This window comes from Arthrobacter sp. Y3225209, from assembly GCF_059090685.1.
In genome coordinates, this window is the sequence record NZ_JBNHFW010000003.1 from 143,031 (window position 1) to 165,617 (window position 22,587).

General features: G+C 66.7%; 22 protein-coding genes. 12 read left to right on the plus strand and 10 right to left on the minus strand.

Annotated features, from left to right (window positions below; genetic code table 11):
- Nucleotides 1–4 precede the first annotated feature (4 nt).
- Both AC5RVB_RS03495 and AC5RVB_RS03500 read right to left on the minus strand, forming a co-directional pair.
- Nucleotides 5–922, minus strand: coding sequence for an NAD(P)-dependent oxidoreductase (locus AC5RVB_RS03495; protein ID WP_494141978.1), 918 nt, complete (start codon nucleotides 920–922; stop codon nucleotides 5–7).
- Between the two features lie 96 nt (nucleotides 923–1,018).
- On the minus strand, nucleotides 1,019–1,663 hold the full coding sequence (locus tag AC5RVB_RS03500; RefSeq protein ID WP_494141979.1) for a CE1759 family FMN reductase: 645 nt from the start codon (nucleotides 1,661–1,663) through the stop codon (nucleotides 1,019–1,021).
- Nucleotides 1,664–1,944: 281 nt separating this feature from the next.
- Here AC5RVB_RS03500 and AC5RVB_RS03505 point away from each other — a divergent pair, with 281 nt between their 5' ends.
- Nucleotides 1,945–2,475 (plus strand): hypothetical protein, encoded by a 531-nt coding sequence (locus tag AC5RVB_RS03505; RefSeq protein ID WP_227905564.1) that lies wholly within the window; start codon nucleotides 1,945–1,947, stop codon nucleotides 2,473–2,475.
- Nucleotides 2,476–2,568: 93 nt separating this feature from the next.
- On the opposite strand, the gene AC5RVB_RS03510 is transcribed toward AC5RVB_RS03505, so the two are convergent.
- Nucleotides 2,569–4,257: an FAD-binding dehydrogenase gene (locus AC5RVB_RS03510; protein WP_494141980.1), complete on the minus strand. Its 1,689-nt coding sequence runs from the start codon at nucleotides 4,255–4,257 to the stop codon at nucleotides 2,569–2,571.
- Between the two features lie 219 nt (nucleotides 4,258–4,476).
- Between AC5RVB_RS03510 and AC5RVB_RS03515 the strand changes: the two genes are divergently transcribed.
- Nucleotides 4,477–4,617, plus strand: a complete 141-nt coding sequence (locus tag AC5RVB_RS03515; protein WP_290245660.1) for a hypothetical protein — start codon at nucleotides 4,477–4,479, stop codon at nucleotides 4,615–4,617.
- A gap of 156 nt (nucleotides 4,618–4,773) precedes the next feature.
- On the opposite strand, the gene AC5RVB_RS03520 is transcribed toward AC5RVB_RS03515, so the two are convergent.
- Entirely contained in the window at nucleotides 4,774–5,010 is a 237-nt protein-coding gene (locus AC5RVB_RS03520; protein ID WP_494141981.1) for a YegP family protein, read from the minus strand.
- Nucleotides 5,011–5,135: 125 nt separating this feature from the next.
- On the opposite strand from AC5RVB_RS03520, the gene AC5RVB_RS03525 reads away from it, so the two are divergent.
- The 3 genes from AC5RVB_RS03525 to AC5RVB_RS03535 are packed head-to-tail and all read left to right on the plus strand — an operon-like array spanning nucleotide 5,136 to nucleotide 6,589.
- Complete coding sequence (locus AC5RVB_RS03525) at nucleotides 5,136–5,639, plus strand: very short patch repair endonuclease (protein WP_494141982.1); 504 nt, start codon at nucleotides 5,136–5,138, stop codon at nucleotides 5,637–5,639.
- Complete coding sequence (locus AC5RVB_RS03530; protein WP_494141983.1) at nucleotides 5,636–6,328, plus strand: HAD family hydrolase; 693 nt, start codon at nucleotides 5,636–5,638, stop codon at nucleotides 6,326–6,328. Before AC5RVB_RS03525 ends, AC5RVB_RS03530 begins: the two co-directional genes overlap by 4 nt.
- Nucleotides 6,329–6,364: 36 nt before the next feature.
- Nucleotides 6,365–6,589 (plus strand): hypothetical protein, encoded by a 225-nt coding sequence (locus AC5RVB_RS03535; protein WP_227905580.1) that lies wholly within the window; start codon nucleotides 6,365–6,367, stop codon nucleotides 6,587–6,589.
- A 64-nt stretch (nucleotides 6,590–6,653) separates the two neighbouring features.
- On the opposite strand, the gene AC5RVB_RS03540 is transcribed toward AC5RVB_RS03535, so the two are convergent.
- Nucleotides 6,654–9,155 (minus strand): Tex family protein, encoded by a 2,502-nt coding sequence (locus AC5RVB_RS03540; RefSeq protein ID WP_494141984.1) that lies wholly within the window; start codon nucleotides 9,153–9,155, stop codon nucleotides 6,654–6,656.
- 53 nt (nucleotides 9,156–9,208) lie between these two features.
- Entirely contained in the window at nucleotides 9,209–9,502 is a 294-nt protein-coding gene (locus AC5RVB_RS03545) for a DUF503 domain-containing protein (protein ID WP_494141985.1), read from the minus strand.
- Nucleotides 9,503–9,581: 79 nt separating this feature from the next.
- Here AC5RVB_RS03545 and AC5RVB_RS03550 point away from each other — a divergent pair, with 79 nt between their 5' ends.
- The 6 genes from AC5RVB_RS03550 (at nucleotide 9,582) to AC5RVB_RS03575 (ending at nucleotide 15,770) form a co-directional block, all read left to right on the plus strand.
- Nucleotides 9,582–10,070 carry a DUF2243 domain-containing protein gene (locus AC5RVB_RS03550; RefSeq protein WP_227929176.1) on the plus strand — a complete coding sequence of 163 codons (489 nt, stop codon included), beginning with the start codon at nucleotides 9,582–9,584 and terminating at the stop codon, nucleotides 10,068–10,070.
- Nucleotides 10,063–10,845: a cytochrome c oxidase assembly protein gene (locus tag AC5RVB_RS03555; RefSeq protein ID WP_494141986.1), complete on the plus strand. Its 783-nt coding sequence runs from the start codon at nucleotides 10,063–10,065 to the stop codon at nucleotides 10,843–10,845. The genes AC5RVB_RS03550 and AC5RVB_RS03555 overlap by 8 nt, the downstream gene beginning before the upstream one ends.
- A 53-nt stretch (nucleotides 10,846–10,898) precedes the next feature.
- Nucleotides 10,899–12,560, plus strand: a complete 1,662-nt coding sequence (locus AC5RVB_RS03560) for a RecQ family ATP-dependent DNA helicase (RefSeq protein ID WP_494141987.1) — start codon at nucleotides 10,899–10,901, stop codon at nucleotides 12,558–12,560.
- Between the two features lie 65 nt (nucleotides 12,561–12,625).
- Nucleotides 12,626–13,825, plus strand: coding sequence for a type III polyketide synthase (locus tag AC5RVB_RS03565; protein WP_494141988.1), 1,200 nt, complete (start codon nucleotides 12,626–12,628; stop codon nucleotides 13,823–13,825).
- On the plus strand, nucleotides 13,822–14,556 hold the full coding sequence (locus tag AC5RVB_RS03570; RefSeq protein WP_494141989.1) for a class I SAM-dependent methyltransferase: 735 nt from the start codon (nucleotides 13,822–13,824) through the stop codon (nucleotides 14,554–14,556). Before AC5RVB_RS03565 ends, AC5RVB_RS03570 begins: the two co-directional genes overlap by 4 nt.
- A gap of 5 nt (nucleotides 14,557–14,561) precedes the next feature.
- A complete protein-coding gene (locus AC5RVB_RS03575; RefSeq protein WP_494141990.1) occupies nucleotides 14,562–15,770 on the plus strand; it encodes an FAD-dependent oxidoreductase in 1,209 nt (402 codons plus the stop codon).
- Between the two features lie 20 nt (nucleotides 15,771–15,790).
- Here AC5RVB_RS03575 and AC5RVB_RS03580 read toward each other — a convergent pair whose 3' ends face one another.
- The 4 genes from AC5RVB_RS03580 to speB form a co-directional block, all read right to left on the minus strand.
- Entirely contained in the window at nucleotides 15,791–17,464 is a 1,674-nt protein-coding gene (locus AC5RVB_RS03580) for an MDR family MFS transporter (RefSeq protein WP_494142020.1), read from the minus strand.
- A 50-nt stretch (nucleotides 17,465–17,514) separates the two neighbouring features.
- The gene (locus tag AC5RVB_RS03585) at nucleotides 17,515–18,030 is read right to left on the minus strand and encodes a MarR family winged helix-turn-helix transcriptional regulator (protein ID WP_227905599.1); all 516 of its coding nucleotides are present in this window, start codon (nucleotides 18,028–18,030) and stop codon (nucleotides 17,515–17,517) included.
- Nucleotides 18,031–18,116: 86 nt separating this feature from the next.
- Nucleotides 18,117–19,772 carry a thiamine pyrophosphate-binding protein gene (locus tag AC5RVB_RS03590; protein ID WP_227905603.1) on the minus strand — a complete coding sequence of 552 codons (1,656 nt, stop codon included), beginning with the start codon at nucleotides 19,770–19,772 and terminating at the stop codon, nucleotides 18,117–18,119.
- Nucleotides 19,769–20,737: an agmatinase gene (gene speB / locus AC5RVB_RS03595; protein ID WP_227929182.1), complete on the minus strand. Its 969-nt coding sequence runs from the start codon at nucleotides 20,735–20,737 to the stop codon at nucleotides 19,769–19,771. The genes AC5RVB_RS03590 and speB overlap by 4 nt, the downstream gene beginning before the upstream one ends.
- Before the next feature lie 119 nt (nucleotides 20,738–20,856).
- Between speB and AC5RVB_RS03600 the strand changes: the two genes are divergently transcribed.
- A complete protein-coding gene (locus AC5RVB_RS03600) occupies nucleotides 20,857–22,539 on the plus strand; it encodes an FAD-dependent monooxygenase (protein WP_227929183.1) in 1,683 nt (560 codons plus the stop codon).
- The last annotated feature ends 48 nt before the right edge of the window (nucleotides 22,540–22,587 follow it).

Consider the following 22,587-nt stretch of genomic DNA (forward strand, 5'->3'; position numbering starts at 1 on the left):
GGGCTCAGTAGCCCGCCTGCGCGTCCACCAAACCTTCCAGCGGCGCTCCGACCGCCAGGTTGTGCACATTGTTCCGCACCCGCCGGGCAAAGTGCGGACGGATCATGTCCTGTGTTTCACCGCTGTGCGGGGTTATCAGCGCCCTGGGCTCGGACCACAGCGGGTGGCCGTCCGGCAGGGGCTGCGGATCGGTGACATCCAGGGCCGCTCCGGCCAGGCGGTCCTGGGCCAGGGCAGCGACTAGCGCATCCGTATCCACCAACGGGCCGCGGGCAATGTTGATCAGGAACGCCTCGGCAGGAAGCAGTGCCAGGCGCCGTGCATCGACCAGATGCTCCGTGGCAGCCGTCATGGGTGCCGCCAGAATCAGGACCTCCGTGCCGGGCAGCACGCCGTCCAGCCCGGCGTCGGTGACGGTTCTTCCCGCCCCCGGCACGGGCCGGTCATGGGCACGCACCATGGTGACGTGGTCGGTGAAGGCTGAGACCAGGCGCAGGATCTCCCGACCCACTCCCCCGGCTCCGACAACGGTTACGTTCTTCCCATGCAGTGAAACGCCCTGCGGACTCCCCCAGGACCGTGCCCGTGCAAAGGTGTCCACCGAGCGAAGTACTGCCAGGGTCAACGCCAGGGCGAATTCACCCACCGGCTGCGCAAAGGCGCCTTTGCCACTGGTCCATTGGCGGTCCGGGGTGCGCAGGATCAGGTCCTCATATGCGTCCACACCTGCCAGCGGCAGTTGGATCCAGGTCAGGTGCGGATGCTGCAGCAGTACGGTTTCCAGCGCATCCCGGGAGAGGCCGCCTGTAAGGACCAGTCCGAGAGTGCTCGGGGAAAGCGGTTCAACCACGCCCCCGCCGGCGTGCACCGCCTGAAGCAGGTAGTCGCTGGCCTGAGGCAGGATTGCAACGCTCGGTTCCATGAACGGTCCCCGTTCGAAGTGAGCTGGCAGTCCCAAAAGTATAGGGTCCGCGGGTCCGGCCGGGCAGGGTCCCGGCCGGATTGGCCACCGCGGACGCTACTTGCGCTGCGTCTGGGCCAGCAGCTCTTCGAACGGCGGTGACGTTTCAGCAAGCTTCTGCGGCGCCGCGGCCGCCCGCGGCTGTGGAGCGGGAGCATCCCCCATCAGGGCAACCAGCTCGCCGGCAGCACGGCGGACCCGCTGGTCCAGGGAACCGGTGCCGGTTTCGCCTTCCCCCCAGTCGCCGGGAGCAGCGTAAACAGCGGTGGGGGCCGTCCGTGCGCGCAGGTAGCTGAACATGGGGCGCATGGAATAGTCCAGCACCATGGAATGGCGGGCACTTCCGCCGGTGGCGCCGATCAGTACGGGCTTGCCGTCAAGGGACGAATTATCGATGACGTCAAAGAAGGATTTGAACAGGCCGCTCATGGAGGCGGTGAAGACCGGAGAGACGGCAATCAGGGCATCGGCGGCGACGAGCTCGTTGATGGCCGCTTCCAATCGCGGAGGCGCATAGCCGGTGACCATGGTGTTGGCGATGTCCACGGCGTATTCCCGCAGCTCGAAGGTGCTGACGGATGCGCTCAGTCCGCCGGCTTCGATTTCCGTCCGCGCTGCCGCTGCCAGAGCATCGGCCAGCATCCGCGAGGACGAGGGAACGCCCAGCCCGCCCGAAACCACCACTAGCCTGCGATCAGTCATCCGATTCTCCTTTTCATGCGTTTGCATACAGTGGGGAACGGCCACAGACACACCCTTTATTCCCGCTCTTTCCGCACCCGGCAGCCAGCACCACCGCGTGACCTGCCCGCACATCCTCCATTCGGTGGAGCCCGGTTTCGGAAGCCGGGCAAAAACCCCGGGAATATCCACCGTTATGGGGACCCATTGGGGCTTTGACTTGGCTAGGCTGGGCAGGACATCGTTTGGGTCTTCACTGATAGTCATTCATTATTCGTGTGAAACAAAAGGGGAAAATTACTATGAGCACGCCTAATTACAACTACGGCGCGTACAGCGGCGGAGAATCCGCCCCTGTAGCCAACGAGCCGCAGCGGCCCTCGGCCGTGGAGCGCGGCTTCTGGCTGCTGATCGCCTCGGCTGTTGCGAGCCTCATCGGTCTGGTTCTGTCCGTGGCTACCCTGACCTCCGATGCAGGCCGCGCTGAACTGGCACGCGCCAGCGGCCTGACCGGCTCCGATGTGGATACGGCCGTCACCATTGGCCTGGTCACAGCAGTCGTTATCGGCGTGATCAGCCTTGCCGTCAACGTCCTGTTCGCTGTGTTCGCCCGTAAGGGACACAACTGGGCCCGGATCGTCATGGCCGTTTTCGCCGGCCTGTCCCTCACCAGCCTGATCGGGGTCAACGGTTCACCGGCCGGCATCCTCAGCCTGGTCTCCATCCTGCTGCTTATTGCCGGCGTGGTCATGCTGTTCATGGGCCCGGCCAGCGCCTACTACAACCAGATGAAGGAATACCGGCAGGCCCGGAAGATGGGTTACGCGGGCTAGTCCCTTTAACTCCCGCACCGGCCGGGACGGCATCCATGCGGCTGCTGTCCCGGCCGGGCGTCTTTAAGCGGCGCCTCTATGTTTGTGCGGTGCCTATGTTTGTGCGGTGCCCTGCCCGGCCGCAGCTCGGCCGGCTGCACGGCCGCTGAAGAGGCATCCGCCCAGGAACGTGCCTTCCAGGGACCGGTAGCCGTGCATACCGCCGCCGCCGAATCCCGCTGCCTCGCCTGCGGCGAAGAGCCCCGGCACCGGAGCGCCGTCGTCACCCAGGACCCGTGACTGCAGGTCAGTTTCCAATCCGCCGAGGGTTTTGCGGGTCAGCACCGAAAGGCGGACGGCAATCAGTGGTCCTGCCTTGGGGTCCAGAATCCGGTGCGGGGCGGCCGTGCGGATAAGCCGGTCGCCAAGGTACGTGCGTGCGCCCCGGATTGCGGTGACTTGGGAATCCTTGCTGAACGGATTGAGGATTTCGCGGTCCCGGGCCTCCAGCTCACTGCGGACCGCGTCAACGGACAGCTCGGGGACCTGCCCCTGCGCCGAAGATCCTTTGGCCAGCACATTCATTCCGGCCACGAGTTCCTCCACGGAATCGGCCGTCAGGAAATCCTCACCGTGGTCCAGGAAGGCCTGCACGGGTGCCGGTACGCCCGCGGTGGCCCGCCGAAGCACGTCCCGTACCGATTTGCCGGTGAGGTCGGGGTTCTGCTCGGACCCGGAGAGGGCAAACTCCTTGCGGATGATCGACTTGTTGAGGATGAACCAGCTGTAGTCGTGCCCGCTGCGGCGCAGATGTTCCAGCGTGCCGAGGGTATCGAAACCGGGGAAGAGCGGAACCGGCAGCCGGTTGCCGGCCGCGTCCAGCCAGAGGGAAGACGGCCCGGGCAGGATCCGGATCCCGTGGTTCTTCCATACCGGGTCCCAGTTCCGGATGCCTTCCACATAATGCCACATCCGGTCCGGGTTGATTACCCGCCCGCCGGCCGCCTGTGCAATCCCGATTCCGCGGCCGTCCACGTGTTCAGGCACGCCGCTGAGCATGTTCTTTGGTGCCGGTCCCATCCGTTGCGGCCAGGCCGCCCGCACCGCGTCATGGTCTCCGCCGATGCCGCCGGTAGTCAGGATCACCGCAGAAGCAGTGAATTCGAAGTCGCCGGTAACCGTCCGCGACGAGGCCGTGCCGCGCGGCGTCGTCGTGGGTTCCAGCACGCTGCCGCGCACTCCGGTCACGGCCCCGTTGGTCAGGACCAGCTCATCCAGCCGGTGGCGGAAGGCCAGGCGGACCAGGCCGCGTTCGACGCCGTCGCGCACCTTCGCTTCAAAGGGTGCGGTGATCCCGGGGCCGGTACCCCAGGTGATGTGGAAACGCGGCACGGAGTTGCCCGGACCGTTGGCGCCGTACCCGCCGCGCTCCGCCCAGCCCACCACCGGGAAAAGGCGGTGTCCCATCTGCTGCAGCCAGGCCCGTTTCTCCCCGGCGGCGAAATGCACGTACGCCTCGGCCCAGCGGCGCGGCCAGTAATCCTCTTCCCGGTCAAAGCCGGCCGTGCCAAGCCAGTCCTGCCAGGCCAGTTCCACGGAATCCCTGACCCGGAGCCGGCGCTGTTCCGGTGAATCCACCAGGAACAACCCGCCGAAGGACCACCATGCCTGGCCGCCGAGGCTCTGCTGACCCTCCTGTTCCACCAGGATCACGGTTTGTCCGGCCGCCACCAGCTCGGCGGTGGCCACCAGGCCGGCGAGGCCTGCTCCTACAACAATGACATCTGCGTCTTTGGGCTGCATCCGGCTCACGCTACCGGCAGTGTGCGGTACAGGCCAGCAGTTTGTGAGGGAGTGTCTGATCGCCCTGCCCCGCACTTATCGCAGCCGCCCGGCGGGACGGGGACGGGTTGAACCGTCCGGGGTTCCCACACCGGGCCAAGTCCCTAGACTGGAACGAAGGCCGCTCCACAGGAGAACCGGCGTCCGCCGGTGCCGGCCGTGAGCGAAGTGGAGAATCCCATGAGCGAGCAGGGCAGCGAGGAAAAGGACTCCGGCCGGACGCATCCGCAGCAGCCTGCGGAGGGCAACGGCAAGGATGAGGAAAACGAGGCGCAGGTCCACCCTCAGGAACCCGCTGAGGGCGGCGAGGACCAGACCTAGGCACCGGGAACCCGGCGTCAGGTGACGCGGCAGCTCCCGGAGACGTAGAACAGGCCCCGTCCCCACCTAAAACGGTGGGGACGGGGCCTGTTCCGTAGTGCGGAGGTGCTGTGTTGCTGAAAATGCCGTGTTACTGGTGCTCTACATACTTCCGGTTTAGTTGGCAGCCGCCCGTGGCGCAGAGCTGTTGGCTGCCCCCAACACGTCCGCGTCCTTGCTCTGGTCAACCACGGGGCCGGTGCCGGCAATCTCGCGCAACTGCTCGATTCCCGCCGCCGCATCCTGCTTGGTGTCGAAGGTGGCGGACACTGCCATCAGCGTCCCGTCACCGGAAATGAGCTTGATCCGGTAACTTCCCTCGTGGGCGTCCACCAGCTTGAAGTAGCCCGACATCACTTACCTCCTTGTAAGGGTTTATCAGTGACTTCAATAGTAAGCGACCTTATGGCTTTGGAAATCCCCTCCAGCCAATCCGGGTAGCGCGAAACCCAATCGTGACCTTTTCCTAGACTGGGACCATGGCCGACATCCTCACTCCCGAGCAGCGCAGCCGGAACATGTCCCGCATCCGGGGCAAGGACACAAAACCGGAGCTTTTGGTCCGCCGCCTCCTGCACTCCGCCGGATATCGGTTCCGGTTACACGGAAGCTACGGTCCCGCCCGTCTGCCAGGGAAGCCGGACCTGGTGTTCGCCGGCCGCCGGAAGGTCCTGTTCATCAACGGCTGTTTCTGGCATGTCCACTCCTGCCGGGCCGGGCAGCATGCCCCGCAAACCAACAGCGCGTTCTGGTCCGCAAAACGAAACCGCACGGTGGAACGGGATGCCGCTGCCCGGGCCGGCCTTGAGGCGGCGGGCTGGGAGGTTTTGGTGGTGTGGGAATGTGAGCTCAAGGAACTGAGCGTGGTGGAACGGCAGCTTCGCGCCTTCCTGGCCCCCCCGGGAGGGGCAGGGTTCCCGGACCCGGCACTAGACTCGACAGCAGGCACAGGCACTACGGATAACGAAGGCGGCAAGCTATGAGCAGTTCCGGCAACGGCAAGCGCGGAGTCCTTTTCGATGTCGATGGCACCCTCGTGGATTCCAATTATCTGCACGCGGTCTGCTGGTGGCAGGCATTCCGCCGGATGGAACATGACGTTCCCATGTCTGCCATCCACCGCGGCATTGGCATGGGCGGGGACAAACTCGTGGAACACCTCCTTGGCGAGGACCGCAACAAGGAGGAGGACGAAAAGCTCGACAGCACCCACGGCGCCATCTTCTCCACCTGGTGGCCTTCGCTGCGCGCGTTCGACGGCGCCGGGGACCTGCTTAAGGCCTGCGCCGGCAAGGACCTGACCGTGGTGCTGGCCTCCTCCGCTTCGGAGGCTGAGCTCGGGTTCCTGCGCACCGTGATCGACGCCGATTCGGCCATCAGCGGCGCCACCAGCTCCGGCGATGCCGATGCCAGCAAACCCTCCCCTGACATTTTGGAGGCGGCACTGGAATCGGGCGGACTGGACGCAGCAGACACCGTTTTTGTGGGCGACTCCGTCTGGGACGTGAAAGCGGCAAGCAAGCTCTCCATCCCTACCATCGGACTGACCTGCGGCGGTACCAGCGAAGCCGAACTGCGCGAGGCCGGTGCCGAAGAGGTCTACGAGGATCCGCGCGCATTGCTGGCGGCCTTGGACGGCAGCCTGCTGGGCACACTGATCAGCCGCAACTGATTTTCCAGAAGAAGCAAGCATCACCGAGAGGACACCGTGACTACTGAACCCACCGGACCAGCCAACGACGCCGAGGACCCGCTGGGTCCGAGCGCACCTCAGCCCGGCCCCACCGGAGAACCCCGTAGGCCGGGAAGCTCTTCGCACTCGGCCGGGAACATCCGCGAGGACCAGGGCACCCATGCCGCGGGCACCGTACCTGCCTCACCGGATCAGGCGGACGAAGCCGAAGCGGCCGATCGGCCCGGCAACCCCGACTAGCTCTTCCGCACGCACACCGGGCGCAGTCCTGCGCCGGGCACCGCTCCTTGAGCCCGGCACCGCCCTATTTCAGGAGCCCGGCAGCCCGCATGGCGTCGGCCATGGCACCGGTGGGAACCGTGGTCTGTGGTCCGCCCCTGCCAGCCTTCGCGGCGGGGGTGGACGCGGACGACGACGGCGCCCCGGTTTTGGCCGGCTTGCTGTCGCCTCCCCGGGCAGACTTCCCCACACCCGCCTTGGCCGGCGGTTTCCCAGCGTCGGACCGGGCTTGCCGAACGGATCGCTTGGTTCCGGCGCTGCCTGCCGGTGCTGCCGGTGACGGCAGACGCCGCGGCCGGCCGCCCGCGGGTCCCTCGGCGTCGTCGTCGAGCCGGAGCGTCAGCGAAATGCGTTTGCGGTCCGGATCCGCCTCCAGCACTTTGACCTTGACCACCTGCCCGGATTTCACCACTTCGCGGGGATCGGAGATAAAGCTGGTGGACATGGCGGAGATGTGCACCAGGCCGTCCTGGTGCACTCCCACGTCCACGAAGGCACCAAAGGCCGCAACATTGGTTACCACACCGTCCAGGATCATCCCCGGACGCAGATCCGAGATCTTTTCAATGCCCTCCGAGAACGTTGCCGTTTCAAAGGCCGGGCGTGGGTCGCGGCCGGGTTTGCGCAGCTCAGCCAGAATATCCAGGACCGTGGGCAGGCCAACGGTACCGTCCACAAAAGCTGCCGGATCAACCCCGTCCAGGGTGGCACCTGCCGCACTCATGGTGGCCCCGGCCGCGGCCAGGACCTTCCGCGCCGTGGGGTAGGACTCCGGGTGCACGCTGGTCCCGTCCAACGGTTCGCTCCCGCCTGTGACGCGCAGGAAGCCGGCGCACTGTTCAAAGGCCTTGGCACCCAGCCGGGGCACCTTCACCAGGTCCCGGCGCCGGGTGAACGGGCCGTTGGCGTTGCGGTACGCCACAATGTTTTCGCTAAGCAGCGGGCCGACGCCGGCCACCCGGGTCAGGAGCGCGGGTGAGGCGGTGTTCAGGTCCACGCCCACGGCATTAACGCAGTCTTCAATCACCGCGTCCAGGGACCGCTCGAGTTTGGCCGGTGTGACGTCGTGCTGGTACTGCCCCACACCAATGGATTTCGGATCAATCTTCACCAGTTCTGCCAGCGGGTCCTGGAGCCTGCGGGCAATGGACACCGCCCCGCGCAGCGACACGTCCATGCCCGGCAGCTCAGCGGAAGCCAGTGCCGAGGCTGAGTACACGGACGCCCCCGCCTCGGACACCACCAATTTCCGCACCTGCGTGCCTGCCGGCAGCATCCGGATCAGTTCGGCGGCCAGCTTGTCCGTCTCGCGGGACGCGGTGCCGTTGCCAATGGCAATAAGTTCGACGCCGTGCTGCCGGACCAGTCCGGCAAGTGTCGCCAGTGCCTCGTCCCAGCGCCGCGCCGGAGCGTGCGGATACACGGTGTCCGTGGCCACCACCTGGCCGGTGCCGTCCACCACCGCCACTTTGACGCCGGTCCGCAGTCCGGGGTCGAGCCCCAGGGTGGCCCGGTTGCCCGCCGGGGCAGCCAGCAGGACATCGCGGAGGTTGGCCGCGAACACCCGTACGGCCTCAGCCTCCGCGTCAGTGAACAGGCGGACCCGCAGGTCCACGGAAAGTTTGGCCAGGATCCGGCGCCAGGCCAACTGCACGGTTTGCGCCAGCCACGCGTCCGCCGGACGTCCCCGGTCCGCCACGCCCAGCCGCGCGGCTACGGACCGTTCATAGCGGGCCCTGGCCTTGGCGAGGGCCTCGGCGTCGGCCGGGTCTCCTTCACTCAGGCTCAGTTCCAGGATTCCTTCCTTCTCGCCCCGAAACAGTGCCAGTACCCGGTGTGAGGGCATCCCCGACGGTGACTGGGAAAAGTCGTAGTAGTCGGTGAACTTGCGCCCTTCGGTTTCCTTGCCCGGGCGGACCTGCGAGCGCATCCGGCCCTGCCGCCAGAGCTTCTCCCGCTGCTCGGTCAGCAGGTCCGCGTCCTGGGAGACGCGCTCAATGAGGATGGCCCGGGCACCGGCGAGCGCCTCGGCGGCATCAGGGACCCCGTCGCCCAAATAGGCCGCGGCTTCCTTCTCCGGGGAGCGCCGCGGGTCGGCCAGCAGGGCATCGGCCAGCGGCTCCAACCCGGCTTCCCGTGCGGTCTGGGCCTTGGTCCGCCGCTTGCTGCGGTACGGCAGGTAAATGTCTTCGAGGCGGGACTTGGTGTCGGCGGCGACGACGGCGGCACGCAGTTCGGGGGTCAGTTTCCCCTGCGCTTCCACGGCCGCCAGGATGACCCGGCGGCGGTCCTGCAGTTCGCGCAGATACCGCAGCCGCTCATCGAGCTCGCGCAGCTGGGCGTCATCCAAGGTGCCGGTGACTTCCTTGCGGTACCTGGCAATAAAGGGAACGGTGGCCCCGCCGTCGAGCAGTTCAACTGCTGCACGGACCTGCCAGGGCGCCACCCCCAATTCGGCAGCCAGCTGGGCAATGACCTCGGCATCGGGAGCGGAAGGGGCGGGGGCGGGTGCTGCGCTAAGACTCACCCGCCCAATTGTTCCCCATTGCCTCCACCGTGGCGAGGTCAGGCGGAGGTCGGCTAGTCCTCTGCCGTGAATAGCCGGCGCCGGGTGCTCAGCAGCTGGACTTCCGGCCGGGCAGCGACCAGCCGTTCGGCGGCGTCGAGCACATCCACCACATGCCTGCGGTCCGCGGCCACCACGCCCACGCCGATGGCAGCCCTGCGATGCAGGTCCAGTGACCCGACCTCTGCTGCGGAAACATCGAACTTCCGCCGCAGCTCGGCGAGGATGGGCCGGACGAGCGAGCGTTTGCCCTTCAGCGAGTGCACGTCCCCCAGCAGCAGGTCTACTTCCAGCGCGCCGATCCACATCCCTCCATCCTTGCTGCCGGGATGGACCTTGTCACTGGCGGACCTGCGGGTGCGCGGGGCCCGGTGTTATGTTCGAAACATGGCTTCTCCGCTTCCTCCATCACGGTCCCCCCGGCGGCGCAACCTCCTTTCCGGAGCCCTTTTCGGCATCGGGGTGGCTGCTTTCGTAGACGAGGTGGTTTTTCACCAGTTACTGCAGTGGCACCACTTTTATGACCGGTCCACTACTGCAGCGGGGCTGTTTTCGGACGGCCTGTTCCACGCCTTCGGCTGGTTCGCCGTGGTGGCCGGGCTGTTCCTGTTCGCGGATCTGCGCCGCTGGCACGAGGTCATCCTGCAGCGCTGGGCCGGCGGGGTTCTGCTGGGCGCCGGAGCCTTCCAGCTGTATGACGGGACGGTGCAGCACAAGCTCATGGGGCTGCACCAGATCCGCTACGAGGTGGACCTGCTGGTGTATGACACGGTGTGGAACGCGGTGGCCGTGCTGCTGATGCTCTCCGGAGCCGTGCTGCTGTGGCGTACCCGTGCTGCGGTTCCCCCGGCCGCGGACGCCAGGACCGATGCATAGCCACGGTGAGGGCGGATTCCCGGCGGAGTCGCTTTTCTTCATTCCCGCCGTAGTGGCGCTGGTGGCGTACTGGGCCGGAGCGCTCTCGCCCCGGTCCGGAAGCTGGCCCTGGCACCGCACGGTGTTCTTCACCCTGGGGGTAGCCGCAGTGCTGGCGACCGTGCTGAATCCCCTGGCCGAACTCTCACATACCGATTTCGCCGTGCTGAGCTTCTCCCACCTGTTGGCCGGTATGGTTTCGCCGCTGCTCCTGGTCCTCTCGCGCCCCTTCACCCTGGCCCTGCGGACTCTCGATGTTTATCCCGCACGCCGGCTCTCCCGATTGCTGAGAAGCGGGTTTGTACGCTTCCTCGGCAATCCCGTCACCGCCGCCGTCCTGAATACCGGGGGCATGATCCTGATGTTCCGCACCGGGCTGCTGGATGCCATGCAGGACTCCATGCCGGTGCACTGGCTGGTCACCTTCCATCTGCTGGCCGCCGGATACCTCTTCACCGCCTCGATCATTGGCCGGGACCCGTCACCGCACCGGGCCGGATACCGGTTGCGTGCCGTGGTCCTGATCCTCTCCATTGCCGCCCACAACATCCTGGCCAAAGGCATCTACGCTGACCCGCCGCCGGGCATTGAGCCGGCAGCCGCGGAACAGGGCGCCCTGGTGATGTACTACGGCGGGGCCGCCGTCGAAATCGTGCTGATTGTGCTGCTCTGCCGGCAGTGGTACCAATGGTCCCGGCCGCGCAGCCGAATCGCATCCGGAACCCGTCGTCAGTAAGCTGATTACTTCACGCCGGCAGGAGCCGGCCCGGTACGCCTGAAGGATCATGAATGAATATCACGCGGGAAGACCTGATCAGGACGGCGTCGGAGATCTTCGGCTGGGACACCCCGCGCGAAGGACAATTGGAGGCCATGGCCGCCGTGGCACAGGGCAGGGACGTCCTCTGTGTGATGCCAACCGGACACGGTAAATCCGCCGTGTACCAGGTGCCCGCCTTCACCCTGCCGGGCATCGCCGTCGTCATTTCGCCGCTGATTGCACTCCAGCGCGACCAGGCAGACGGGATCAACGCGGCCGCCGGCGCCACCCGCGCCTACGTCCTGAATTCCAGCCAGTCCCAAAGCAGCATTGATGCCGCCTGGGCTGCCGCCGAAGACCGGAATGAGGACACCAGGGCCAAGTTCCTCTTCCTTGCACCCGAACAGCTGGCCCGCCAGGAGGTCTCGGACCGGCTCAAAGGCCTGGATGTTTCCATCCTCGTGATTGACGAGGCGCACTGCGTCTCAACCTGGGGCCATGACTTCCGGCCGGACTACCTTCAGCTCGGCGGGCTGGCGCAGGCGCTGGGCCGGCCCGTCGTGGCGCTGACGGCCACCGCCGCTCCCCCGGTCCGGGCCGAGATCGCCGAGGTACTCCAGCTCAAGGACCCGTTCCTGATTGCCCAGGGGTTCGACCGGCCCAATCTGCACCTGGCCGTCCACATGCACGTTGAAGCCGAGGACAAGCGCCGCGCAGTGATGCAGAGCGTCACGGAACTCACCCATCCCGGGCTGGTCTACGTGGCAACCCGCAAGGAAACGGAGCAATACGCGGCGGACCTGGCCATGGCGGGCCTGCGCACGGCGCCCTATCACTCCGGCCGGCCCGCCGGAGAACGCAAAGAGGTCCACCAGCAGTTCCTCGATGACCAGCTGGACGTGGTGGTAGCCACTACCGCCTTCGGCATGGGGATCGATAAACCCAATGTCCGCTACGTGGTGCACGCCGGTATCCCGGATTCCATTGACAGCTACTACCAGGAGATCGGCCGCGGCGGGCGGGACGGTCTGCCGTCGGCCGCCGTACTGCACTACCGCCCGGAGGACCTGGGGCTGCGCCGCTTCTTCGCCAGCAAACGCCCCGATGAGGGTTCCCTGCGCCAACTGCTGGCGGCACTGCGCGCCGAACGAGGCCCGATCAAGCAGGCGCAGCTCGCGCAGAAACTGGGCGTCAGCGGCAGAAGGCTCTCCGGCCTGCTGAACCTGCTGCAGGAAGCCGGCGCCGTAAGCATGTCCAAACGCGGCTACAAGGCACGCAAAATAGCACCCAATGACGCGGTGGCCGCCGCCATGGACTACGCCGAACGCCGCGAGAACATTGACCAGTCCCGGGTGGACATGGCCCGCCAGTATGCCGAGACCTCCGGCTGCCGCCGCCAGTTCCTGCTTGGCTATTTCGGCGAGGAACTGCCCGAACCGTGTGGCAACTGCGACAACTGCGACAGGGCTGCCGCCGAAGGTGCGGCCGTGGAGGACGCAGCGCCGAGCACCGGGGAAATGAAGGATCCTTTCCCGCTCCAGTCCGCCGTGACGCACGCCGAGTGGGGACCCGGCGTCGTGATGAGCTACGAGAATGACACGGTAACGGTTCTCTTCGAGTCCACGGGATACAAAACATTGTCCGTGGAACTGGTGGTGGAAAAAGGCCTGCTGGAGCCGCTAAACCGGTAGCCTCGGGCAACCGTCAGGGGACACCGGGCATTGTGCGGAAGATCACCATCCCCTAAGAATGGACTATGACGGTTACCCTCAGGTCCTTGGAAACTGCAATTCCCCCCACTGTTCTGGTGCAGGATGAAGTCCGCGATACGTTCGCCGCGCAGCCGGGGCTGACCCGGCTGGGCGAACGGCTGGTCCGCACCTGTTTCAATTCCGCTGCCATCGATACCCGGCGCACCGCGCTGGCCGAGCTTTCCCTCAATGACACCTCGGAACACCCTAAGTTTTATGATGCCCGCAGCGGCCTGCTGCTAAGTCCCAGCACCAAGGTCCGCAACGATATTTTCGCGGTCGAGGCCACCAAGCTATTTATTGAAGCCGCCGCGAAGGCACTGGACGCGTGCGCCGGAATTGCCGCGGCGGACGTCACCCATGTCATCACCGTCTCCTGCACCGGGTTCTTCAACCCGGGACCGGACTACAAGGTGGTCCGGGCGCTGGGCCTGAACGCCTCGGTGCAGCGCTACCACCTCGGTTTTATGGGCTGCTATGCGGCCTTCCCGGCGATGCGGGCCGCCAAATCCTTCTGCGACGCCGATCCCAACGCCGTGGTGCTGGTGGTCAGCGCCGAACTGTGCTCCTTGCACGTGCGCACTTCCAATGACCCGGATGCCATCATGGGGTCCTCGCTCTTCGCAGACGGCGCGGCGGCGGCCATCATCACTGCCCGCGAAGACCTCCCCGCTTCGGGTCCGGCCATCCGGCTGGACCACTTCGAAACCGTGCTCACGCCCGTCGGCGAGGAAGCCATGGCCTGGAACATCGGCGACGAGGGGTTTGAGATGGTGCTGGGAACCTACGTTCCGCACATCATCGATGATCACATCGTCGGGGCACTCGAGCCCCTGCTGGCACACGACCCGAGCGTCAACGGCCGCCCGTACAGCGACATTGAGCATTGGGCCATCCACCCGGGCGGACGCAGCATCCTCGACAAGGTGGAAACCAAACTCGAACTCACCGAGGAGCAGCTGCACCCGGCGCGGGAAACCCTGCGCACTGTAGGAAACATGAGCAGCGCCACCGTGCTGTTTGTGCTCAAACGCATTCTGGACCTGCCCTTCAATGGCGGTAATGAGCGGATCTGCTCCATGGCCTTCGGGCCCGGACTCACGGTGGAGACGGGGCTGTTCACCCGCGTTGGCGGGCCGGTGCAGCCCGGTTCAGCAGAGCAGGCGGACCGGGCGGCGCCGCTGGGCGTTCCTGCGGCCGTATGACGCCTGGCTTTCCGTCCCTGGCAGAGCGGGCGGTGGACGCAGTGGAGGAAATGGACAGCCCGGACGCCGACCCGCGCCGCCTCGAGCGAACCTATGCCCAGTTCTGGCTCATCAATGCGGTGGTCTCCGGGTGGCGGCGCAACTATGTCCGCTACCTTCGCCCCCTCTTCCGTGAAGCGGGCGGCGGGAGCCTGCTGGACATCGGCTCCGGAGGCGGGGACGTAGCCCGCAGCCTGGCCCGCTGGGCCCGGCGGGACGGCCTCGACGTGGAAATCACCGGGATTGACCCCGATCCCCGGGCCCACGCCTTCGCTTCCGCGCGGCCGGCGGTCAAAGGACTGACCTTCCGTCAGGCCTTCAGCTCTGACCTGGTGGCTGAGGGGCAGGTTTTCGATGTGGTGATCTCCAACCACATGCTGCACCACCTCACCCCGGAAGAAATGCAGGCCTTGCTGGCGGATTCACGGCAGCTGGCCCGGCACCTGAGCCTGCACAGCGACATTGAACGCAACCCCTGGGCGTATGCCCTCTTCTCCCTCGGGACCCTGCCCTTTTTCCCCGGCTCGTTCATCCGTGCAGACGGACTGACCTCGATCCGGCGCAGCTTTACCCGGGAGGAACTGCTCACGGTAACTCCGCCGGGCTGGCAGGGACGGCAGCACCGCCCCTGGCAGAACCTGCTGTTCTGTCCGCCGCCCGGACGGGTCCCCGGCCTGTCAAAGGAGGCGTGATCCGCGTGGCGACAGCCCCGGCTCCCACGGCCCTCCCATCCCCACTGCCGGACGCGCCGCCGCCCCTCGTGCCGCGGCCTGCTGCCGACGTCGTGATCGCGGGCGGCGGACCGGTGGGAATGTACCTGGCCATCCTGCTGCTTCAGGCAGGGGTGTCGGTCCAGGTGCTGGAACAGCGTCAGGTACGCAGCGCGCATTCGCGGGCCATCGGGGTGCATCCCCCGGCGCTGGAATCCCTGGCCCTGGCCGGGATCGCCGGGGCGATGGCCCGGGAAGGGGTGCAGATCAGCCACGGCGAGGCACGCAGCGCGGGACGGACAGTGGCCCGTTTGGGATTCGCCGCTGCCTCGGCCCGTTATCCGTATGTCCTCACCCTGCCGCAGGTGCGCACCGAGGAACTGCTGAAAGAGCGGCTGCAGGCACTGGACCCGCAGGCCCTGGTCCGCGGGGCCCGGGTCGAATCCTTCGAGGAGGACGGCCCCTCGGTGCGCGTGCACGGTACCGCAGGCGGATCCGCCTTCACCTCCACGGCCTCACTGCTGGTGGCCGCCGACGGTGCACGCTCCTCCATTCGCACCGCCCTGGGGACACCGTGGTCCTCGCGGCTGCTTCCGGATACCTATCTGATGGGCGACTTTCCCGATGACACGTCCGACGGCCCGCTGGGCGTGCTGTATCTGGAACCGGAGGGCATAGTTGAGTCCTTCCCCCTGCCCGGAGGCCTGCGCCGATGGGTGGTGCATACCGATGCGCTGGCCACAGATGCCTCCGCCGCTGATCTGGCGGCCATGGTGCGCCACCGCACCGGGCACCGGCTGGACGCAACGCGGAACTCGATGCTCAGCGCCTTCGGGGTGCGGATTGGCCGCGCCGAACGCCTGGTCCGGGGCCGGACGCTGCTGATCGGTGATGCGGCCCATGTGATCAGTCCCATCGGCGGGCAGGGCATGAACCTGGGCTGGCTGGACGCGGCGGCCGTGGCACCGCTGATCGCCGCTGCCCTGCAGGGTGAACCGGTCGGCACGCGGCTGCGGGGCTTTGAACGGGACCGCCGCCGCGATGCGGTGGTGGCGTCCGCCCAGGCCCGGGTAAACATGATGCTGGGCCGTCCCCTGCCTGTGGGGGTGATGGCCCTGCGCAACGCCGGGCTGGAACGGATGTTCCGCAACCCGGTGCTGGCCGGAGCAGTGGCGCGCCGGTTCACCATGCAGTAGGTGCCGGCGCGCTTCCCGCCTTACTGTTTCGGGCTCGCGCCCGGGGTCTGTCCGTCGCCTGCGTTTCCGGCGTGGCCCGCCTGCCGGGAAGCCTCCGTTTCCGCTGTGCGGGCGGCCGGGACCGCGGCCATGGCGCCGGTCTGCAGCATTTCGCTGCCTCCGGTCAGGCCCGGTTCCACCGGGCTGGCGGAGGTCGGTTTGATGTCCAGCGTCCGGCGCAGCGCCTGTTCCTTGATGAACAACACAGCCACCAAAGCGATCACGGCAACGGCCGCTGCGATGCGGAAGATGTCAGCGGTTCCTTCGGCATAGGCGATCCGGAAGAACGTCTGCACCTGCTCCGGCAGCTCCGCGATGTCCAGGGTGGCGGTGGTGCCGCCGCCCTCGGTCGGGATGCCCGCATCCGTCAGTTCCCGGGTGACCCGGTTGCTCACCGAGCTGGACAGCACGGCGCCCAGGACGGAGACGCCGATGGCGCCGCCAACGGTGCGGAAGAAGGCCACCGAAGCGCTGGCAGAGCCGACTTCGGTGACTTTCACCGTGTTCTGCACGGCGAGGACCAGGTTCTGCATCAGCAGGCCCATGCCGACACCGAGGATAAAGATGAACAGGCTGACCAGGACCATCTCGGTTTCGTGGTCAATGATGCCCGCGAGCCCGGTACCGAGAATGACCAGAAGGGTACCGATGATCAGGTAGCGCTTCCATTTACCAAACCGGGTGATCAGCAGGCCCGATCCCACGGACCCGAGCAGGTTGCCGGCAATCATGGGCAGCATCAGCAGGCCGGCTTCGGTGGGGGTGAAGCCGCGGGCCAGCTGGAAGTACTGGCCGAGGAAGGTGGTGGAACCGAACATGGCGATGCCCACGGCCACGGAGGCGATGATGGCCAGGGCGGTGGTGCGCTGGGAGATGATCTTCAGCGGAATGATCGGTTCGGGAACCTTGGACTCAACGAACACCAGCAGGGCCAGCAGGACCACCGAGCCGCCCACCATGGCGGCCGTTTCCCAGGACCACCATTCGTAGTAGCCGGCCTTGCCGGCGAAGGAGACCCAGATCAGCAGCAGCGAGATTCCTGCGGTGAGCAGGATGGAGCCCAGCCAGTCGATCCGTGCCGGGCGCCGCACGTGCTCCAGGCGCAGGGTGATCTGCAGCAGGACCAGGGCGACGACGGCGAGGGGAACGCAGAGGAAGAAGGTCCAGCGCCAGCCCAGCGGGCTGTCCACAATGAAGCCGCCCAGCAGCGGGCCGCCCGCAGTGGCCACGGCCATCACGGCACCCATGTACCCGGAGTACCGGCCGCGTTCGCGCGGCGGAATGATGGATCCGATGATCGCCTGTGCCAGTGCCGTGAGTCCGCCCATGCCGAGGCCCTGGATCACGCGGGCCGTCAGCAGCAGCTCCATGTTGTGCGAGAACCCGGCCAGCACCGAGCCGGCCACGAAGACCACGATGCTCAGCTGCACCAGCAGCTTTTTGCTGAACAGGTCAGCGAGCTTGCCCCAGATCGGTGTGCTCACCGCATTGGCCAGCAGCGCCGCGGTGACCACCCAGGCGAAGTCCGTCTGGGTTCCATGCAGTTCACCCATGATGGTGGGCAGTGCGTTGGCCACGATGGTGGTGCTCAGCATTGCCGTAAAGAGGGCGGCGAGCAGGCCGGTGAGGGCCTGCAGGATCTGGCGGTGGCTCATCTCGCCTGGTACGTGTTTTGTCCTGGCTGTCTTTGCTGTCTTGGTTTCGGTCACTTAGCTGTTTGCTCCTGCGGAGTAGGCATGGAATCGGACGCGCCAGGTGTTGAACGGGACGTACCGGCGGTGCGGAAGGAAGAAAAGAGAGTGTCGGAGAGTGCCCCGATAGAGTTCGATGCCGTCTGGGCCTGCTCCTCGGTCCAGTCGGAGAGGGTTTGCTGCAGAATGGCTGCCCGGTGTGCCAGGGCCTGCGCCAGGACTGTTTCCCCCAGTTCGGAGAGGCTGATGAGGTAGGCACGGCGGTCCTGGGGGTGCGGGCGGCGCCGGACATAGCCAAGCTCTTCCAGCTCGGCGACGTGGCGGCTCAGTCCTGCCGGCCCGATGCCCAGTTTGGCTGCGAGCTCGGTGGCCCGCAGTTCACCGTCTTCGGCGATCATGCGCATGACGCCCTGCGATGCCACCCCGGGTCCCCCGCTGTCGGCGCTGAGCTGGGTGACGCACCGCAGGGCCCGTTGAAGGGCGAAGACTTTCCGGGTCAGGTCTTCCGCCGTTGCCTGCTGCACGGGCATGGGATTCCTCCGGACGGATCGATAGTTGACCTAGGCAACTATACGCCGGAATTTGACTAGGTCAACTAACTAAACGCCACGGAACGCTAGGCCAGATGGGTGGGGGCGAAAAGTCCTATCCGTGCCTCCACCACCACAACGTTGGGGCCCTCCGCAGTGAAGGACTCCTCGAGGGTTTCACGGATACCTGCGGGTGAACAGCGGCGGGCCGGAACCCCGAAGGATTCGGCGAGCTTCACAAAGTCCGGCCGCGCCAGCTCCGTTGCCGTGGCCTTGCCAAAGGCGTCCTCCATGTATTCGCGCAGGATCCCGTAGCCGCCGTCGTCGACAATCAGCCAGGTCACGGCGGCGTCGTGCTGGCGGGCGGTGGCCAGCTCGGCTATGGAGTACATTGCGGAGCCGTCCCCCGACACCGCCAGCACCCGCTCCCCCAGGCCGAGGGCCCCGCCGATGGCCCCGGGGAAGCCGTAGCCGAGTCCGCCGGCGCCCTGGGCGGAGTGGAACTGCCCGGACCGGGCGTCCCAGCAGCTCCAGGCCCAGTACGCGGAAATGGTCATGTCCCAGTAGGTCTGCATTGCATCCGGAACAGCGGCCCGGATATCAGCCATGAACCGGCGCTCCAGGGCGAGGTCCTGTGCATCCAGCCGTGCCTGCACCCGGTCCAGGGCCGCGGCGACCGCCTCCCGGGCGGTCTGTCCGTGCCAGTCCGGGAGTTCGGCTGCGGCCGCAGGCAGTGCAGCGTCAAGTGCTTCCAGTGCCTGCCGTGCATCGGCGCGGATGCCAAGGGCCGGTGCGTTGGACTCCAGCACCCGCGGTTCGGCGTCGATCTGGATGATCCGGCCGCGCGGTGCCATGGTGAAGTAATTGGAGGTCACTTCACCCAGCGAGGACCCGATGACCAGCAGCACGTCAGCGTCCTCCAGCAGGTCGGTCATATGCCGGTCCTCCATCCACGATTGCAGGGACAGGGGATGTTCCCAGGGGAAGGCACCATTGCCGCCCGGGGTACAGATCACCGGCGCGTGGAGTTTCTCGGCGATCGAGAGCAGGGACTGCCCGGCCCCGCTGCGGCGCACTCCCCCGCCGGCAATAATGGCCGGACGCCGGGCACCGGACAGCCACTGAACGGCTTCCTTCACCAGTTCACTGCGCGGAGGATTGTCGAATGGCTCGGCCAGGGCGTCCTCCACCGCCGGCACCAGCACGGGATTCAGCAGGACGTTTTGCGGCACCTCGATCCACACCGGACCCATCGGGGAGGAGATGGCCTCGGTCCAGGCATCCTGGATGGCGGACGGAATGCCGGAAGCGTGCTGGATCAGCCGCTGGCTCTTGGTGACGTTGGCAGCGGAGGCCTTCTGGTCATCGAGCTGGTGCAGCATGCCCCTCCGCCGGGCGCCCAGCCCCTCGATCGGCAGCTGGCTGGCCACCACAATCAGGGGTACACCGGTGGCATAGGCTTCCTGCAGCCCCGCCAGCGCGGTCAGTGCCCCGGGGCCGGTGGACAGGAACACCACCCCCACCTGTCCGGTGGCCCGGGAAAAGCCGTCGGCCGCGAAGGCTGAGTTGTTTTCCACCCGGGAGGAAATGAACTCCAGCCGCGAGCGGGACAGGGCGTCAAAGAGTCCCAGCGCATGCTGGCCGGGAATCCCGAACACCTTCGTGGCGCCCAGGGCTTCGAGTGTTTCCACCACCAGATCGCCGCCGTTACGTGCAGGTGCGGTGCCGGCTCCGGCGCTCATGCGGAAAGTCCCATCAGGGTGATCAGGTCATAAGCGACATGCGAGGCCGCCACGGCGGTGATATCGGCATGGTCGTAGGCGGGAGCGACTTCGACGACGTCGGCCCCCACCAGGTTCAGTCCGCGCAGTCCGCGCAGGATCTCCAGCAGTTCCCGGCTGGTCAGGCCTCCGGCTTCGGGAGTGCCGGTTCCCGGGGCGTGGGCCGGGTCCAGGACGTCAATATCCACGGAGATATAGAGCGGCCGGTCGCCGATCCGCTCCCGCAGTTTCGCCACCACCTCATCCACCCCCTGGCGGAGGACGTCGGAGGACGTCACGATGCCAAAGCCGAACCGTCGGTCCTCTTCGAGATCCTTCTTGCCGTACAAGGGCCCCCGGGTACCCACATGGGACAGGGCGTCGGTGTCCAGGATGCCTTCCTCCACGGCCCGGCGGAACGGGGTTCCGTGTGTGTATTCGGCGCCGAAATAGGTATCCCAGGTGTCCAGGTGTGCATCAAAGTGCAGCAGGGCCACCGGGGTCCCGGCGCGTTCTGCAGCGGCGCGGAGCAGCGGGAGGGCAATGGTGTGGTCCCCGCCCAGGGTCAGCAGTCTCGCCCCTCCGCCGGTCAGGTCCAGGGCGTTCTGCTGCACGGTCTCAATGGCCTCATGAATGCTGAACGGGTTCACCGCCATGTCACCGGCGTCCGCCACCTGCAGGTTTCCAAACGGTGATGCGTCGAGCGCCGGATTGTAGGGGCGCAGCAGGCGGCTTGCTTCCCGGACATGGTTGCCGCCGAACCGTGCGCCCGGCCGGTAGGAGACGCCACTGTCAAAGGGCACACCCACCACGGCCACATCGGTGCGCTCCACCTGGTCCAGCCGGGGCAGCCGGGCAAATGTGGCAGCGCCGGCGTAGCGCGGAACCAGCGCAGCATCCACCGGACCGGTGTTGCCGTTGGCGCTGACGCGGGGAAGGTTGTCCATGGGGTTCTCCGGATCCGGCGCGGGCGTCGTTGCCCGCACCCCTGTTATCTGTAGGTAATCAAAAGTTTACCGAAAGGCTAAAGTGGAACTGCGCTCAGGGTCAAGACTAGGCTGAGAGCATGGCGGCCCACGATAACAGCGCAGACCCTTCCTTCGACGTCGACGTCCTGATTGTCGGCGCCGGCCCTACCGGCCTGGCTCTGGCCGCCCAGCTCAGCGCTTTCGGCGCGAGTTTCCGCATTATTGACCGGCGGCAGACACCGGGTACAGAGTCGCGTGCCATTGCCATCCAGCCGCGCACTCTCGAAGCACTGCGCCCCTTCGGTATTGGTGATGAACTGGCCGCGGCGGGCCACCCGGCACGGCAGCTGCAGCTGCACCTGCCCGAGGAAACCCTGAATGTGGACCTCTTCGATTCCGGACTGGAGGACTCCGCCTACCGGCAGCTGCTGTTCCTCTCCCAGACGGAAACCGAACGCATCCTCACGCAGTACCTGCTCTCACGCCGGGTGCGGATTGAGCGCGGCGCCGAGCTCCAGGACCTCGAACGCCTGGACCCGGAAGACCCGTTTGCCGGCATGGAAGCCAAGATCCAGCGCATGGACCGCGGCATCGAACGCATCCGCGCCCGTTATGTGGTGGGAGCGGACGGTGCCAACAGCACGGTGCGCGCGAAGGCCGGCATGGACTGGCGCGGTACGGCCTACCCGGACACCTTCATCCTGGCGGACGTCGAGGTTGACGGCGTGGAGCCCGACACCGTGCACTCCTACCCCACTGAGGACGGCTTCCTTTTCCTCTTCCCGCTCGGCGGCCCGGCCACCTGGCGGATGATTGGCATCAAACCGCGCGGGGACAACTCGCCAACCACCCTGGAGACGCTCCAGAAGCTGGCCGACACCTTCACCCGCGGAGAACTGCAGGTACGCGATCCGCAGTGGATCAGCACCTTCCGGCTTTCCCACCAGGTGGCGGAGTACTTCCAGCGAGGTTCCGTGTTCCTGGCTGGCGATGCCGCGCACGTGCACTCCCCCGTGGCGGCGCAGGGCATGAACACCGGCATCCAGGACGCACTGAACCTTGGCTGGAAACTTGCCCTCGGCTCCCGGGGCCTGGCCAGCGATGACCTGATCGACAGCTACGACGCCGAGCGGCGGCCCGTGGGCCGGGATGTGGTCTCCGCGACGGACCGGATCTTCAAGCTCGCCACCAGCCGCAGCGGCCTGGCGAAACTGCCGCGTACCAAGCTTCTGCCCGCGCTCGCCCCGAAGGTCATGGACTGGGACGGGCTGCGTTCGCGCCTCTTCCGGACCATGTCGCAGCTGAACGTTAATTACCGCGGCTCGGACATGGTGCAGTCCGGCACCTCCCGCCTGCCGGGTTTGCTGGCCTCCGGTCCGCGCCCCGGTGACCGGATGCCGGATGCCGATGTGATCCACCAGGGCCGCGAACGCCGGCTTCAGGACCTCGCGGTTGCGCCGGGCTTCACGGTGCTGCTCTGCGGCCCGGGATGGCCGCAGGACGCCGCCGAGCAGATCCAGGCATCACTGCCCCGCCTAGCCGGGCTGCTGCACGTGAAGCAGCTGATGACAGGCAGCAGCCTGATCGCCGGCGGGCCCGGCATCATCCAGGATGTCAGCGGCCTCGCGTTCCACCGCCTGGGCCTGAGCTCACGCCGTCCGGAACTGCTGGTCATCCGCCCGGACGGCTACGTTGGCTACCGGACTGCGGGCCGGGACCTGTCCGGTGCGCTCAGCTACCTGGCAGACCTTACGGCCGCGGCTGAGCCGGCACGGGTCTAGCAGGCCGGGACAGCCTCCGGCCCGGGTCCAGGCGGAAGGTACCCAGCG

Coding starts and splice junctions, on each gene's coding strand:
- AC5RVB_RS03570 (WP_494141989.1), top strand. CDS start 13,822: ATGACGCCTGGCTTTCCGTCCCTGGCAGAGCGGGCGGTGGACGCAGTG.
- AC5RVB_RS03500 (WP_494141979.1), bottom strand. CDS start 1,663: ATGACTGATCGCAGGCTAGTGGTGGTTTCGGGCGGGCTGGGCGTTCCC.
- AC5RVB_RS03585 (WP_227905599.1), bottom strand. CDS start 18,030: ATGCCCGTGCAGCAGGCAACGGCGGAAGACCTGACCCGGAAAGTCTTC.
- AC5RVB_RS03520 (WP_494141981.1), bottom strand. CDS start 5,010: ATGTCGGGCTACTTCAAGCTGGTGGACGCCCACGAGGGAAGTTACCGG.
- AC5RVB_RS03510 (WP_494141980.1), bottom strand. CDS start 4,257: ATGCAGCCCAAAGACGCAGATGTCATTGTTGTAGGAGCAGGCCTCGCC.
- AC5RVB_RS03600 (WP_227929183.1), top strand. CDS start 20,857: ATGGCGGCCCACGATAACAGCGCAGACCCTTCCTTCGACGTCGACGTC.
- AC5RVB_RS03525 (WP_494141982.1), top strand. CDS start 5,136: ATGGCCGACATCCTCACTCCCGAGCAGCGCAGCCGGAACATGTCCCGC.
- AC5RVB_RS03515 (WP_290245660.1), top strand. CDS start 4,477: ATGAGCGAGCAGGGCAGCGAGGAAAAGGACTCCGGCCGGACGCATCCG.
- AC5RVB_RS03590 (WP_227905603.1), bottom strand. CDS start 19,772: ATGAGCGCCGGAGCCGGCACCGCACCTGCACGTAACGGCGGCGATCTG.
- AC5RVB_RS03495 (WP_494141978.1), bottom strand. CDS start 922: ATGGAACCGAGCGTTGCAATCCTGCCTCAGGCCAGCGACTACCTGCTT.
- AC5RVB_RS03560 (WP_494141987.1), top strand. CDS start 10,899: ATGAATATCACGCGGGAAGACCTGATCAGGACGGCGTCGGAGATCTTC.
- AC5RVB_RS03555 (WP_494141986.1), top strand. CDS start 10,063: ATGCATAGCCACGGTGAGGGCGGATTCCCGGCGGAGTCGCTTTTCTTC.
- AC5RVB_RS03565 (WP_494141988.1), top strand. CDS start 12,626: ATGACGGTTACCCTCAGGTCCTTGGAAACTGCAATTCCCCCCACTGTT.
- AC5RVB_RS03530 (WP_494141983.1), top strand. CDS start 5,636: ATGAGCAGTTCCGGCAACGGCAAGCGCGGAGTCCTTTTCGATGTCGAT.
- AC5RVB_RS03580 (WP_494142020.1), bottom strand. CDS start 17,464: ATGAGCCACCGCCAGATCCTGCAGGCCCTCACCGGCCTGCTCGCCGCC.
- AC5RVB_RS03545 (WP_494141985.1), bottom strand. CDS start 9,502: ATGTGGATCGGCGCGCTGGAAGTAGACCTGCTGCTGGGGGACGTGCAC.
- speB (WP_227929182.1), bottom strand. CDS start 20,737: ATGGACAACCTTCCCCGCGTCAGCGCCAACGGCAACACCGGTCCGGTG.
- AC5RVB_RS03550 (WP_227929176.1), top strand. CDS start 9,582: ATGGCTTCTCCGCTTCCTCCATCACGGTCCCCCCGGCGGCGCAACCTC.
- AC5RVB_RS03505 (WP_227905564.1), top strand. CDS start 1,945: ATGAGCACGCCTAATTACAACTACGGCGCGTACAGCGGCGGAGAATCC.